15 protein-coding genes and 1 pseudogene are annotated in these 12,626 nt (G+C 67.7%); 9 read left to right on the top strand and 7 right to left on the bottom strand.

Annotated elements, in window-relative coordinates; genetic code table 11:
* Nucleotides 1–22 precede the first annotated feature (22 nt).
* The 3 genes from H4281_RS15205 to H4281_RS15195 all read left to right on the top strand — a co-directional run bounded on the left by H4281_RS15205 (nt 23) and on the right by H4281_RS15195 (nt 2,211).
* Nucleotides 23–292 carry a hypothetical protein gene (locus H4281_RS15205; protein WP_182891520.1) on the top strand — a complete coding sequence of 90 codons (270 nt, stop codon included), beginning with the start codon at nt 23–25 and terminating at the stop codon, nt 290–292.
* A gap of 40 nt (nt 293–332) precedes the next feature.
* Complete coding sequence (locus H4281_RS15200; RefSeq protein WP_043840322.1) at nt 333–947, top strand: GPR1/FUN34/YaaH family transporter; 615 nt, start codon at nt 333–335, stop codon at nt 945–947.
* 61 nt (nt 948–1,008) lie between these two features.
* The gene (locus H4281_RS15195) at nt 1,009–2,211 is read left to right on the top strand and encodes an NAD(P)/FAD-dependent oxidoreductase (protein WP_182891519.1); all 1,203 of its coding nucleotides are present in this window, start codon (nt 1,009–1,011) and stop codon (nt 2,209–2,211) included.
* A 55-nt stretch (nt 2,212–2,266) separates the two neighbouring features.
* On the opposite strand, the gene H4281_RS15190 is transcribed toward H4281_RS15195, so the two are convergent.
* Together H4281_RS15190 and H4281_RS15185 are read right to left on the bottom strand one after the other, a co-directional pair.
* Nucleotides 2,267–2,899, bottom strand: coding sequence for an MBL fold metallo-hydrolase (locus H4281_RS15190; RefSeq protein WP_182891567.1), 633 nt, complete (start codon nt 2,897–2,899; stop codon nt 2,267–2,269).
* Nucleotides 2,893–3,978 carry an S-(hydroxymethyl)mycothiol dehydrogenase gene (locus tag H4281_RS15185; protein WP_182891518.1) on the bottom strand — a complete coding sequence of 362 codons (1,086 nt, stop codon included), beginning with the start codon at nt 3,976–3,978 and terminating at the stop codon, nt 2,893–2,895. The genes H4281_RS15190 and H4281_RS15185 overlap by 7 nt, the downstream gene beginning before the upstream one ends.
* Nucleotides 3,979–4,127: 149 nt before the next feature.
* Here H4281_RS15185 and H4281_RS15180 point away from each other — a divergent pair, with 149 nt between their 5' ends.
* Nucleotides 4,128–5,384, top strand: a complete 1,257-nt coding sequence (locus tag H4281_RS15180) for a LuxR C-terminal-related transcriptional regulator (RefSeq protein ID WP_182891517.1) — start codon at nt 4,128–4,130, stop codon at nt 5,382–5,384.
* A gap of 36 nt (nt 5,385–5,420) precedes the next feature.
* Here the strand turns inward: H4281_RS15180 and H4281_RS45575 are convergent, their stop codons facing one another.
* Nucleotides 5,421–5,825, bottom strand: a complete 405-nt coding sequence (locus H4281_RS45575; protein WP_312872118.1) for an integrase core domain-containing protein — start codon at nt 5,823–5,825, stop codon at nt 5,421–5,423.
* 777 nt (nt 5,826–6,602) lie between these two features.
* Here H4281_RS45575 and H4281_RS15170 point away from each other — a divergent pair.
* Entirely contained in the window at nt 6,603–7,013 is a 411-nt protein-coding gene (locus H4281_RS15170; protein WP_043838119.1) for a peptidase inhibitor family I36 protein, read from the top strand.
* A gap of 235 nt (nt 7,014–7,248) precedes the next feature.
* Here H4281_RS15170 and H4281_RS15165 read toward each other — a convergent pair whose 3' ends face one another.
* The 4 genes and pseudogenes from H4281_RS15165 to H4281_RS15150 all read right to left on the bottom strand — a co-directional run bounded on the left by H4281_RS15165 (nt 7,249) and on the right by H4281_RS15150 (nt 10,475).
* Nucleotides 7,249–7,686: a dihydropteroate synthase gene (locus H4281_RS15165; protein WP_182891516.1), complete on the bottom strand. Its 438-nt coding sequence runs from the start codon at nt 7,684–7,686 to the stop codon at nt 7,249–7,251.
* A 34-nt stretch (nt 7,687–7,720) separates the two neighbouring features.
* Nucleotides 7,721–7,996: pseudogene (locus H4281_RS46800) on the bottom strand (outer membrane protein assembly factor BamB family protein); the annotation flags it as partial.
* Between the two features lie 617 nt (nt 7,997–8,613).
* Nucleotides 8,614–9,855 (bottom strand): MFS transporter, encoded by a 1,242-nt coding sequence (locus H4281_RS15155; RefSeq protein WP_220507184.1) that lies wholly within the window; start codon nt 9,853–9,855, stop codon nt 8,614–8,616.
* A gap of 371 nt (nt 9,856–10,226) precedes the next feature.
* Nucleotides 10,227–10,475 carry a hypothetical protein gene (locus H4281_RS15150; RefSeq protein ID WP_246411781.1) on the bottom strand — a complete coding sequence of 83 codons (249 nt, stop codon included), beginning with the start codon at nt 10,473–10,475 and terminating at the stop codon, nt 10,227–10,229.
* Between the two features lie 229 nt (nt 10,476–10,704).
* On the opposite strand from H4281_RS15150, the gene H4281_RS15145 reads away from it, so the two are divergent.
* The 4 genes from H4281_RS15145 to H4281_RS15130 all read left to right on the top strand — a co-directional run bounded on the left by H4281_RS15145 (nt 10,705) and on the right by H4281_RS15130 (nt 12,621).
* Nucleotides 10,705–10,938 (top strand): hypothetical protein, encoded by a 234-nt coding sequence (locus H4281_RS15145; RefSeq protein WP_182891515.1) that lies wholly within the window; start codon nt 10,705–10,707, stop codon nt 10,936–10,938.
* The gene (locus tag H4281_RS46795) at nt 10,917–11,255 is read left to right on the top strand and encodes a hypothetical protein (RefSeq protein ID WP_237596784.1); all 339 of its coding nucleotides are present in this window, start codon (nt 10,917–10,919) and stop codon (nt 11,253–11,255) included. Before H4281_RS15145 ends, H4281_RS46795 begins: the two co-directional genes overlap by 22 nt.
* Before the next feature lie 86 nt (nt 11,256–11,341).
* A complete protein-coding gene (locus tag H4281_RS15135; RefSeq protein WP_182891514.1) occupies nt 11,342–11,548 on the top strand; it encodes a hypothetical protein in 207 nt (68 codons plus the stop codon).
* A gap of 5 nt (nt 11,549–11,553) precedes the next feature.
* Nucleotides 11,554–12,621 (top strand): serine hydrolase domain-containing protein, encoded by a 1,068-nt coding sequence (locus H4281_RS15130; RefSeq protein WP_182891513.1) that lies wholly within the window; start codon nt 11,554–11,556, stop codon nt 12,619–12,621.
* The last annotated feature ends 5 nt before the right edge of the window (nt 12,622–12,626 follow it).

Raw genomic sequence — 12,626 nt, 5'->3', positions numbered from 1 at the left:
ATCGGAACAGAAGGGAGTCGGCGTGGAAGTCCAGAACCCAGCCGCGGGCAGCACTTACGGCTCGTTGCTCCTGCAGGCCGCCGGAGTGCTGCGGCTGCGCTACGTGGAATGCCGGCGGGACACCAGCTTGTCCCCGGAGGCGGCGGCCGAACTCGCGACCGTCTTCGAGGCGCTCGCCCAAGGCGAGCCCGCGTTCGACCAGATCGACCCGAAAGAAGCGATCGCCTTGGCGAACCGGCTGATCGACGACGACCATCCGGAGCTTTCCCACCTGTGGCCCACGACCCGGTAACCCGTCCACGGATCATTCGCAACTCAACGAGGAGTACACGATGACGACTGCCGAAGCCACCGAAGCGCCCGCACGCACCATTCCCGAGGGGGATCCCGCTCTGATCGGCGTTCCGACCTTCATCGTCGGCGCCACCGCGCTCGGCCTGGTGCTGACCGGCTACGTCCCGGCCGGCGCCGTCGGGGCCTCGATCGCGATCATCCTGCCCGCCACCGGCCTCGGCCAGCTCGTCGCCGCGGTATGGGCCGCCGCACAGGGCCAGAGCGCCGTCGCCTCCGTGTTCGGCATCTTCGCCGGGTTCTGGCTCAGCTACGCGGTGCTGGTGCTCGGCCTGACCCACAACTGGTTCGGCATCCCCGCCGACGCCGCGGTGTCCACCCAAGGGCTGTTCCTGACCGCCTGGCTGGTCATGATCGTCCTGCTGACACTGGCCAGCCTGCGGCTGCCCGCCGCGTTCACCCTTCTCTTCGCACTGATCGACCTCGCGCTCGCACTCGTGCTGTTCGGCACCGTGAACGGCTCCGCGGGCCTCACCACTGTGGGCGGATACGTCGTGTTCGCGTTCACCGCGGTCGGGGTGTATCTCTTCCTCGGCGCGATGTCCGCGGCGACGGGCGGCCGCTCGCTGCCGCTGGGCCGGCCAGTACTGAGCTGACCCGGAACGGGGCGGCCGCCCGGCCGCCCCGTTTTCGCGTGTACCGCAAAGGAGTTGATCTGTGACCTCGCCGACCTTCGTCGTCATCGGAGCCGGACTGGCTGGGGCAAAAGGGGCGGAAGCGTTACGGGACAAGGGTTTCGACGGGCGGATAGTCTTGATCGGAGACGAGGAGCACCTGCCCTACGAGCGGCCGGCGCTGTCGAAGGACTATCTGTCCGGCAACGCCTCCCGCGACAGCCTGTACGTCCACGACGCGACCTGGTACGCCGAGCAGCGCATCGAGCTGCGCCCGGGTGTCCGCGCGACCGGCATCGACCGGGCGGCGCACGAGGTGCGGCTTTCCGACGGCACCAGCCTCAGCTACGCGAAACTGCTTCTGGCCACCGGTGCCAGCGCACGCACGCTCCCCGGTGCCACCGGGGTCCGCTACCTGCGCCGTCTTGAAGATTCCGATTGGCTCAAAGGCCTGTTCACCACCGCCGGCAGCATGGTCGTGCTCGGCGCCGGCTGGATCGGGCTGGAGACCGCGGCCGCTGCCCGCCGAGCCGGGCTCGACGTGACCGTTGTCGAACCACTCCCCCAGCCGCTGGTGCCCGCGCTCGGCCGCGAAGTCGCCGCTGTTTTCGCCGACCTGCACCTGCAGCACGGCGTCGATCTGCATCTCGGCGTCCAGGTCGACCAGGTCGAGCGAGGCAAGCGCGTCAAGCTCGCCGACGGCACCGTGCTCGAGGCCGACGCAGTCGTCGCCGGGATCGGCGCTCAGCCCAACACCGGCATCGCGCACGCCTGCGGGCTGCGAGCCGGCAACGGCGTGCTGGTAGACGCGAGCCTGCGCACCAGCGACCCCGACATCTTCGCCGCCGGGGACGTGGCCAACGCCTACCACCCGCAGCTGCGCCGCCACGTACGGGTGGAACACTGGGCGAACGCGCTCAACCAGCCCGCGGTCGCGGCCGCCGGCATGCTCGGCAAGAACGACGTCTACGACGAACTGCCGTATTTCTACACCGACCAATACGACCTGGGCATGGAATTCCTCGGCACGATCGACGGCTACGACCGCGTCGTGTTCCGCGGCGACGTGCCCGGCCGCGAGTTCATCGCCTTCTGGCTCAAGGACGACCGGGTCCTCGCCGGGATGAACGTCAACGTCTGGGAAGTCACTGAGCCGATCAAGGCGCTCGTCCGCTCCCGCCGCCCGATCGACCCGGACCTCCTCGCCGACCCCGACGTTCCGCTCGACCGCCTCGCGGCCCCCTGACCACGCGATGGCCGGGTTCCGTCCACCGTGGACGGAACCCGGCCTTCCGCTGTCCTCAATGCCCGCGGGCGATCCATTCCGACAAGTGCGGCGCCTCGTCGCCGATCGTCGTGGCGTCGCCGTGTCCGGTGTGGACCTTCGTGGCGGCGGGCAGTTCGAGCAGCCTGTCGCGGATCGACGAGACGATCGTCGGAAAGTCCGAAAAGGACCGTCCGGTGGCGCCTGGCCCGCCGGAGAACAAGGTGTCACCGGAGAACAACGCGCCTGCCTCGGGCAAGTACAGGCACACCGAGCCGGGCGAATGCCCCGGAGTGTGGACGACCCGCAGCTCCGTTCCCGCGACCGCGATCCGTTCTCCGTCCTGCACCGGCCAGAATTTCCGGTCCGGATGAGTCATCTCCCACAGCTCCTGGTCGCCGGGGTGCAGCAGCGCCGGCGCGTGGAGGTTCGCGGCCAGCGCCGGTGCGACGGTGACGTGGTCGTTGTGCCCGTGCGTGCACACCACGGCGACGACGTTCCGGCCGTCGACCGCGTCGGTGATCGCCTTCTCGTCGTGGGCGGCGTCCACGATCACGACCTCTTCGTCGTCTCCGACCAGCCAGATGTTGTTGTCCACCGCCCAGCTTCCGCCGTCGAGCTCGAAAACGCCGGAAGTGACTACACGCTCGATGCGCAGGCCGCTCACCAGACCACCACCGAGCGCAGCACGTCGCCGGCGTGCATCGCGTGGAAGGCCTTCTCGACGTCAGCGAGCCCGATGCGTTCGGAGACGAACTTCTCGAGCGGAAGCCGGCCCTGCCGATACAAATCGATCAGCATCGGGAAGTCGCGCTCGGGCAGGCAGTCGCCGTACCAGGACGACTTCAGCGCCCCGCCGCGGGAAAAGAAGTCGATCAGCGGCATCTCCAGCCGCAGGTCCGGCGTGGGCACGCCGACCAGCACGACCGTGCCGGCGAGGTCGCGGGCGTAAAACGCTTGCTGCCACGTCTCCGGACGGCCGACCGCGTCGATGACGACGTCCGCGCCGAACCCACCGGTGAGTTCCCGCACCGCCGCGACCGTGTCGGTTTCGGACGCGTTGACGGCGTGCGTGGCGCCGAGATCGCGTGCCCATTCGAGCTTCCGCTCGTCCCGGTCCACCGCGATGATCCTGGTCGCTCCCGCGAGCCGGGATCCCGCGATCGCCGCGTCGCCGACTCCCCCGCAGCCGATCACCGCGACCGAGTCGCCGCGGCCGACGGCGCCGGTGTTCACCGCGGCACCGAGGCCCGCCATGACCCCGCAGCCCAGCAGACCCGCCACGGCCGGGTCCGCGGACGAGTCGACCTTGGTGCACTGTCCCGCGTGCACGAGCGTCTTGTCGGCGAACGCGCCGATGCCCAGCGCGGGGGTCAGCTCGGTGCCGTCGGCGAGCGTCATCCGCTGGGCCGCGTTGAACGTGTCGAAGCAATACTGCGGGCGGCCGCGCTTGCAGGCCCGGCACTGGCCGCAGACCGCGCGCCAGTTCAGGACGACGAAATCGCCTGGCCGCACGGAGTCGACCCCGGCGCCGACGCTTTCCACCGTGCCCGCCGCCTCGTGCCCGAGCAGGAACGGGAACTCGTCGTTGATCCCGCCTTCGCGATAGGTCAGGTCGGTATGGCAGACCCCGCAGGCCGCCACCGCGACGACCACCTCGCCCGGCCCCGGATCCGGGATCACGATGTCCGTCAGTTCCACCGGACTTCCCTGCGAACGGGCGATCACCCCGCGTACCTGCTGTGGCATTCTTTCTTCCTTCGTGCCGAGCGACAAACCATGTGCCAGAGCGCATGCCGATCCCGACGCTAGTGGCGCGCCGGCCCGCCGCGACCCGGTCGTCCGGCGAGGAATTCCTGGTCTTTCGGCTAGGCACCCGACGGGTTATCCTGAGCCGGATGCCTGCCGACCCCCGCGCCGCCGTCGACCTGCCGGGGCTGCGCGACGTCGTGGACGGCCCGCTGCACGACATCGCCGGCCGCTTCTCCCGCTTCCTCGCCGAGACCTGGCCGCACTGCGCCCTCGTCATTTTCACCAAGGAGTGCACCGGTCGGCCCCGCAAGGTCGCCGGCGACGCGGAGACGACGGACAAGATCGCGATCGCCGAACTCGAAGCGCTGAAGGCGGCCGTGCATCCCGGCCGCGCGACGAGCACGACCGCGCAGCTCGGCGGTGCGGCCCGGCCGGTGTGGGCCGTGCACGACCCCATCGGCACGCTGCTGGTCCTGATCCCCCGGACCGCGCGGAAACCAGTCCCGCGTCCGGTGCCGCTCGCCGAACTGTTCGGCATCGTCGCGACATCCATCCGGCAGCAAGTCACGCAAGCGAGCCCCGATTACCTCACCGAGTCCCGGGCGGCGTCGAGCGAACGCGCGCGCACGATCGTCGAAATGGCCGCAACCCAGGAAAGAACCCTCGTCACGGTCCTGAACGCGCTGCGGTCGACCAAGCTGGACGCCGAGGGTGCCCGAGCCGCCGCCACCGACGCCGCCTCAGCCGCGCTGGTGGCTCTGCGGTCAGCCCACAAGACCGATCTCGCGCTGTCCGAAGAGCCGGTGCACACCGCCTTCGCCCGGCTGCGCCGGGAAGTACGGCAGGTTCTGCGCCACCACGACGCCGAACTGGAGTTCGTGGAGCCGCAGCCCGACACGCGTCCGCTGTGCGGAGAGCTCGCGCCCGCCGCGCGAGCCATGACCTGCACAGCGGTCCTGGCGTTCACCGCACAGCCGACGTTGACCCGGCTGCGCGTCGCGTGGTCCTGCGACGATTCTTCGCTGCGGCTGGACATCCGCGACCACGAGTCCGGACGCCTCGACGTCGACGCGCTGCACCTCCAGCTCGACGGACGCGCGAAGGCACTCGGCGGCAGCGTCGAGGTCGACGCGGTGTCGGGCTGGGGAAGCCGGGTCTCGATCGTCCTCCCCCGCTCTGTCGCCCGGGACAGCACGGACACGACCAGCCTCTCGAAACTCAACCGCCGAGAGCTGGAAGTCCTGCGACACGTTGCGCACGGCTTGCGGAACAAGGCGATCGCCGAGCGGCTCGGCATCACGGAGAGCACCGTGAAGTTCCACGTCGCTAATGTCTTGAAGAAGCTGAAGACAGGATCCCGAGGGGAAGCTGCGGTCCTGGCGTTGAATGCCGGGGTCGCATGACTGCGTCGTCGTATGGGTGCCGAAAACCGTGTCACATCACGCGACCTGCTGATATTCGTAGATCAGACCGCCAAGGCGACCGTGCCGACGTACCAATCCGGCATCACGCATCCGGACCGGAACCTGCCGTTCGGGCGGTCGTCGGCCCAAGGAGCGATGAGGACGACGGTGATTGACGTACTCGGCCAGGACCTGTTCGAGATGAGGCCGGTTGACGATAAACAGCCGATCCAGACACTCGCGGCGACCGCTGCCCACCCAGCCTTCAGCGATCGCGTTCGCCCGCGGCACCCGAACAAGACTGCGCAGGACGTCGATGCCGACCGAGGCGAATACCGCATCGAACGCGGCCGTGAACTTCGCGTCGCGGTCACGGATCAGAAACCACAAACTGTCCACTCGGTCGCCGAGTTCAACCAGCAGGTTCCGGGCCTGCTGCACCAGCCACTCCGCAGTCGGACGAGCCGGCGCAGCAACACCGTCTCTACGTGAAAGAAATCCATCGCCAGAATGCCGCTGGCCTGGACAGTGAGGAACTGCTTCCACGTCGGTCCCGGTCGGCGCGGTGGCGGGTCCACTCCCCCATCCTTGAGGATCTTCCACATTGTCGACGGCGCAATCGTGTATCCCAGCCCGACGAGTTCGCAATGGATTCGGCGGTAACCCAACCCGGATCGTCCCTCGCCATCTCCCCCACCAACCGGCGGATCACACGGCAACAGCCGGCCGACCCGGTCGACTCCCGTAGGTCCACCGACGTCGCACCAATGCCGTCAATACCGCACGATCAGCCCAGGTCAAACGCGGTCGCGACGCCTGACGCTGAAGCACCGCGAGCTGATGACGCAACACCAAAATCTCCGCATCCTTCGCAGCATTCGACCGCGAGCACAGCACCAGCCAACCGAACACCCGCGTCACCAGCAGATACAGAAACCTCATGACCACAAGTCGTGATCATCGACCACCAAGCAGCCACCCCATCAACCACCCGCCCACACGCCGCAACCAGCTGGTCGGCACTCATAACAACGTTGCCGGCAGCCACAGGGCCTCGTCAGCAGACACCGCGCGGTTCCGAACCTCCGCGGAGACGCGATTTCATCGGGCTGACCTGCGGGAGGACGGCGCGAGGACGAGACGGGGACGGTTCCCGGCAGCGTTGTACTCGTCCGGCCGCCCGCTCCGGTGGCGGCCGCTTCGAGGGGAGAAACCCGCATGCCCACGATCCGCTCCGCAGTGGCTCTCGCGGCCGCCGTGGCCGGTGCCGCCGCCGGCACCGTCCTTGCCGCGGCCCCGGCCTCCGCCGCCACCGCACCGTGTCCGGCCGGTTACTACTGCTTCTACCAGGACGCCAACTACAACCGCGGCACCACCGGTTGGCATCTCAACTACAACAGCACGCAGTCCGGGGACTTCAACAACCCGCCCGCGTCCAGCGGAAACAAGCGCAACCAGCTGTCGTCGATCATCAACAACGGCAACCGCACCATCTGCGTCTACAACGACGTCGTGCTCGCGCCCGACAAGCTGCTCATCAAGGTCCCCCCGTACGGGGACGTGCCGAACCTGGCCAACATCCCCGGCGCCAACGACAACGCCGACTACTGGAAGATCAACGCCTGCTGATGAAAGACGCGGGAGCCCTTGCCGAGCAGGGGCTCCCGCGTCTTTCATCAGCGACTTTCCGCCGCACCGGGCCAAAGCACCGATTCGGTGCCGAATCGGTCCGCAAGCTCCTGCGAGACAGCCTGACACCGATAACGCAACGGCACCGCCAGGACGGGATCCAGCGGTTCGTCCGAGGACAAGACTCTGGCCACCCTGAGAAACTGCGACGCAGCGGCGACATCGTGCACACAGGCTACCGCCCCGGCAGCCCGGCCAGCTGTGCAAGTGCCGCCAAAGTTCCCGGCACCCGTTCAGCGGGCGGCGACGGCGACAGCGCTCCGATGAAGTCCTTTCGGGAGATCGCGATCAGCAGCGGGAGCTTGAAGCTGGTCAGTGTCCGCAATCCGCGAAGCATCTCGATCGACTGCGGCGGCGTCTTCGCCAGGTCGATCCCCGGATCCAACCACACCCACTCGACCGGCAGGCCCGGTGCGGCGATTTCCCCCAGTTTGCCTTCGCAACCATGCGCTCGCCTCGTCGACGACATGCGTGTAGCCGCGGGGTCCAAGACTTTGTTCCTGACCCCGGCAGGGTTGTGTGTCAAGACAAGGTCGGCATCGCGAAGCCGGCCCGCCGCGAGATCGAACGCGCGAAGCGGCGTGTACCCGCGCCAACCGCCGACAAGCACCACGGTCGCTGAAACGACCAGATGCCCCGGGAATATCGGGAACGTCAGCGGACCAGATCGGCCGCCCGGTCGCGAGGTCCAAACAGGACAGTCGAGAGCGGTCCTGCGGGATCACCAGACAACGACCGCCGACGATGGCGACCGCACGCGGCCACGTATCGACCGGAGCATCCCACCGCACCGAACCATCCGCCGGATCAAGACTCACCAATCTCGTGCTGCGCTCGTGAACGACGACATGACCGCCCGTCACCGCAAGGCCCGAGACAACGCCACGCCGGTGCAGCGGCCGCTCCCACCCAATTTCGATCACCGCATCAGACCACCACGATCACGTGACCGTCAGCAAACACATTCGACGTACCACAGACAAGATTTTGCTGCGGCGAAATGCTTCTCGCGGGCCGCTCGACGTCTGATCCCCACCAGGACCCCGTCCAGTCACGTCGACCTCATCGCCGGCGTCGCACCCGTCTGGCCTCGACTCACCTTGCTCGCTGGTCGGACGACATCGACGTCCCCGGCGACGTGACTGCCGCAGGATCGACGCCCAATCCCCTGAGCCTCTGGCAGCAGGGCCGCGTGGCCACCGCTGATGATCTCTCCGCCCCGTTGCAACTCCTCGTCGGCCGCGAGGTCAGCGCGGTCTGCTTCGTCCGCGACTACGTCGAACTGCACTTCGACAGACCATCTTGCGCGCTCTCACCAACCCGTGCGTCGGACCAACTGTTCGTGTTGAGCGGATGCACGGGCTCGTGGCAGGGGAAAGTGAAGCCGACTGCGGCCAGGCTTCGCAGGCTCATACTCGCGCAACGCCGCGGTGCCGCTGCCGAAACCTGGTATGCGCCGCCGGGCATTTCAACCGCGAGTAGCGTGGCTAGCACCATCGTCCGCGGTCCTTGTTCAGACGATGCCCTCCAGTACAAACCATTAAGAACGCACAACTCGGCCGGCCGGTCGAGAGATTCTGCGAATGGGGCGGCTGAAGAGTCCGGCTGCGGCGCAGATGAGCAACGCGGCCGTACACACGAGGGTCCCGGCTTGAGGTCCGAGCGCGTGGGCAACCGATCCGATGATGTTGTTGGTCGCCAACAGGGTGACACTTTGCATCACCGAGAGGATTGCCTGGACACGAGCGAGATGAGTATCAGGAGCGGCACTGAGGAGCAGCGGGCTGAGGTGGCTGACGAACATGCCGCTCGCCGCGCCGACACCTATCGCGCCCGTGATGGCCATCGGCAGCGCCGGCGCGAGGCCGACCGCCAGTTCGCCCACGGCGACCACAGCCAGCGCGAGTGCGGCAACAACGCCGGGGCGGGCGAGGATCCCGCGGCGACTGATGATCAGAGTCGCGACAATCGTGCCCATGCTCTGGGCTCCGACCACAAACCCCGCACCGGTCGAACCCCATCCGTGCTCTCGCGCCAGCAGCGGGATCAGCAGAGAAACAAAAGGCAGCACAAACCCCGCCGCACCCGCCACGAGCAACAGTACGGGTCCCAGTCCGGAGGTCCTGCCCGCGACCTGGATCCCTTCCCACACCTCGCGCAAGATGTGCTTGCGCTGCGCGGGCGACGGCGGGGTGAACGGCGGCCGCACCATAACCAGCACGACCAGCACCACAGCGAAGGTGATCGCGTCGGCCCATGCCGCCGCGGAGAGCCCGGCGAATGCCACCAAGGCACCACCGACAGGAGCACCGACCAGACTAATCACCTGGGTTCCGCTCTGACGAAGCGCGACTGCCCGCGGGAGCAGTTCGGGCTCGACGAGCCGGCGGGGCATCGATCCGGACGAGGGCAGGTAGAAGGCATCGTTCGTGCCGACTATGAGAGCGGCTATCACGAGAATGGCCAACGGCGCCCCAGCCGCCCCCGACACGACAGCCAGTGTTACGGCGACAACCAGCATCACGGCGTCACCGACGATCATGACCTGTCGGGCTCCGAGCCGATCACCGACGGCACCGCCGAACAGGAGCAGAATCGTCCGCGGCAGCGCGACCGCCGACAGCACCCAACCGGCCGCCAAACCGCCGTGAGCCGATGCCGCCCAGCCCAGCGCGAAGTACAAAGCAGCGTCGCCGAGCTGCGACACCAGAGCACCGCCCAGCCAGACGTAGAAAATACGGGGAAGCACGGTTTTCTCCGCCGTACTGGACGATGGTGTCACCACGAATCTCCCCCACTGGCGCACGTGCGCCACCGGCAATCCGGCCGCCGCCCACAGCGTGCTCGACCTCGGCTGCAAATACCAAGAGCGACCGAGCATATCCACGGTGTGCGGACAGCATTACAGCGGATGGGCCCGGGTGGGCCGGTAGCCCAAACGGGGACTGTGATGCTTGGTCTGCCTTCGACGTTGGCAGGGATCGGCGTGCGTCGCTGTCGCGGGCCAACGCCAGTGCGTCGGAATTGGTCTGCACGACGGCGTGCAGCTTCGGATTGAGCTCGTCGACTCGCTTCAGGTAACCGCGGGTCAGCTGTTCCGCCGACAGGGTCGCCACCGCAAGCGTCTTCAGCTTGGTGGAAATGTGCATTCGACTACTCCCGAAGTCCGATGGCTTCAATAGGCTTGGCGCGCAAGGTGATGCGAGTGGACAGTCCGAGCGAAAGCAGGCTGAGCAGGAACGCGCCGCCGACGATTCCGACGAGCACCATCGGAGTCCCGGACGGCAACGGGGTTCCGCGCAGCGCGATGTTCAGCAGTGCCAGCGGAATCGTCCGCATGATCTGGCCTCGGGTGGTGCCGATCAGCCGCAGCAACGCGAATTCCCGCGCAGGCACCACCATGCGGTATGCACTGTCCTACTGGGACACTGTTCGGGTCAAGAAACGGCTTCGTTCGTGGCAGTCCGGCGTCTGGTACCTCACGATCGGGGCCGGCACCGGATCCTGCTTTTCTGCGAGCTGACGGTCGTCACGGCGATGGCGTTGACCGGTGTCAAGGCCCGGCGGTTCAGGTGGTGATAAAACTGCTCCGCTACCCGCTGCGGTCGAGCGGCGGCGGCTCGGCGAGCCGGTGCCGGAGCCCTACCTCAACGGCTCGCTGGTCCGGGATCCGGCGAGGCCGCGCAAACGCGGGCTGGCTGGCGCTGCACGGCTTGGCCGGGTTCTTCATCGGCGTTTCGCTTTCGCGCTGCCGCCGAGCGGGCCGCGGCAGTTGCTCACCGCCGCGGCCCGGTGGCTAGTACTGGGCGGCATTCCCCGCTCGACCACGTTCCAGGTGGACTCGTGGCCGAGCGCCGCGCGCTGACCGGGAGCAATGATCGCGCTCTCGCTCTGGGTCTCGCCGTTCGCGAACTGGCAGGCGAAGACCGCCAAGGCCCTGCTCGGCCCGCGCCCGATGTGAAGATGACCGACCCGATCGTCGAGCTGGCCGCCATCCGCTGGACGCGCTCACCGCGCAGGGTGCTCAAGCTGATGGCGGAAGGGTACGACAACGCCACCATCGCGGAACTGCTGGCGTCAGCGCCGGGACCGCACTCAAGCACATCCGCAGTATTTTCGCGAAGCTGGGACTGCCGGAGGACAACGGACGCCGGCGAGTGCCGGCGGTGCCAGCCTGTCTGAACGGCCGACGGTAGCGCTGGCGCTACCGTGTAGTCGGGGGTTTAAGGCATGGTGGCGGGGCACCGGCGGTCAGTAGCTTTCCCGGCATGGAAAAGGAAGTTTTGCGCAGCCGCCAGATCGGCGGCCCGGCAGTCACTAGCCTGCTCTGGCTGATCTTCATCGCCGGCGCCGCGACGAACTCGATCGGTGGCTTCACCGGGCTGGACCACACGTTCGGGATGATCGCGGGCGGGATCGCGGTGGTGTGCCTGGTGATCCTGGTCGTGCGGTTCGCCGCGCGGAACAAGGACTGACGCCGATGTTGCCCGCCATGCCGCTGGCGCTGGCCGCGTCGTTGCTCGCGCCCGCCGCGCCGGCTGCCGCCGTCGCGGACCCGGTTCGCACGCTCGCACAGGAGATCGTCTCCTCCGGCGCGACCGGCGTGCAGATCCGGACAGTCCACAACGGACACGCCCGTACCGTGACCGCCGGTGTGTCCGAATTGGACTCGCAGCGGCCGGTGTCGCCGACCGGACGATTCCGGATCGGCAGCGCGACCAAGATGTTCACGTCCACTGTGGTCTTGCAACTCGTCGCCGAACGCCGTCTCCAGCTCGACGCCCCGGTCGAGCGCTACCTGCCCGGACTGCTGCCGCACGGCAATGAGATCACCGTGCGGATGCTCCTGCAGCACACCAGCGGGCTCTACGACTACACCGAGTCCCTGCCTCTGCGCGGGGCGGACTTTCAGAAGATCCGGTACCAGCACCGTTCGCCGGAGTCGATGGTCGCGGTCTCGACCGGCAAGCCGCTGGACTTCCCGCCCGGCAGCAAACACGCCTACTCCAACACCAATTTCATCGTGCTCGGGATGCTGATCGAGCGGACCACCGGACACGCGTGGGGCGTGGAAGCAACGCAGCGCATCCTGGTCCCGCTCGGGATGCACCGCACGTCGGTGCCCGGCGACCGGACCGGGATCCCGGGGCCGCACGCGCACGGCTACCAGGAGATGGACGGGAAACTGGTCGACGTCACCGAGCTGAACCCGAGCATGGCCGGGTCGGCCGGCGAGATGATCTCCACCACCGCGGACCTGGACAAGTTCCTCTGCGCGCTGGCGGCGGGGCGGCTGGTGCCGCCTGACTTGCTGGCGCAGATGACCAAACCATGGTCCGCGACCGATCAGTACGGGCTCGGCTTGCGCACCCCGGCCACCGCGTGCGGCGCGCGGGTGTTCGGGCATTCCGGCGGGATTCCCGGGTTCCAGACCGTCGCGTTCACCAGCCCGGACGGCAAACAGCGTGTCGAGGCTTCGGTGACATTGGGCCGGGGCCTTGACCTCGACTTGAGGAGCGCCGTGCTCGACACAGTTTTTTGCCGCTGAATACC

It is taken from the genome of Amycolatopsis dendrobii, assembly GCF_014145675.1.
Classification (GTDB): Bacteria; Actinomycetota; Actinomycetes; order Mycobacteriales; family Pseudonocardiaceae; genus Amycolatopsis; species Amycolatopsis dendrobii.
The sequence above is the reverse complement of the archived record's forward strand: the minus strand, read 5'-3'. Positions and strand labels throughout refer to the sequence as shown.

Coding starts and splice junctions, on each gene's coding strand:
- H4281_RS15170 (WP_043838119.1), top strand. CDS start 6,603: ATGCCCACGATCCGCTCCGCAGTGGCTCTCGCGGCCGCCGTGGCCGGT.
- H4281_RS15130 (WP_182891513.1), top strand. CDS start 11,554: ATGTTGCCCGCCATGCCGCTGGCGCTGGCCGCGTCGTTGCTCGCGCCC.
- H4281_RS15135 (WP_182891514.1), top strand. CDS start 11,342: ATGGAAAAGGAAGTTTTGCGCAGCCGCCAGATCGGCGGCCCGGCAGTC.
- H4281_RS15185 (WP_182891518.1), bottom strand. CDS start 3,978: ATGCCACAGCAGGTACGCGGGGTGATCGCCCGTTCGCAGGGAAGTCCG.
- H4281_RS15200 (WP_043840322.1), top strand. CDS start 333: ATGACGACTGCCGAAGCCACCGAAGCGCCCGCACGCACCATTCCCGAG.
- H4281_RS15150 (WP_246411781.1), bottom strand. CDS start 10,475: ATGGTGGTGCCTGCGCGGGAATTCGCGTTGCTGCGGCTGATCGGCACC.
- H4281_RS15180 (WP_182891517.1), top strand. CDS start 4,128: ATGCCTGCCGACCCCCGCGCCGCCGTCGACCTGCCGGGGCTGCGCGAC.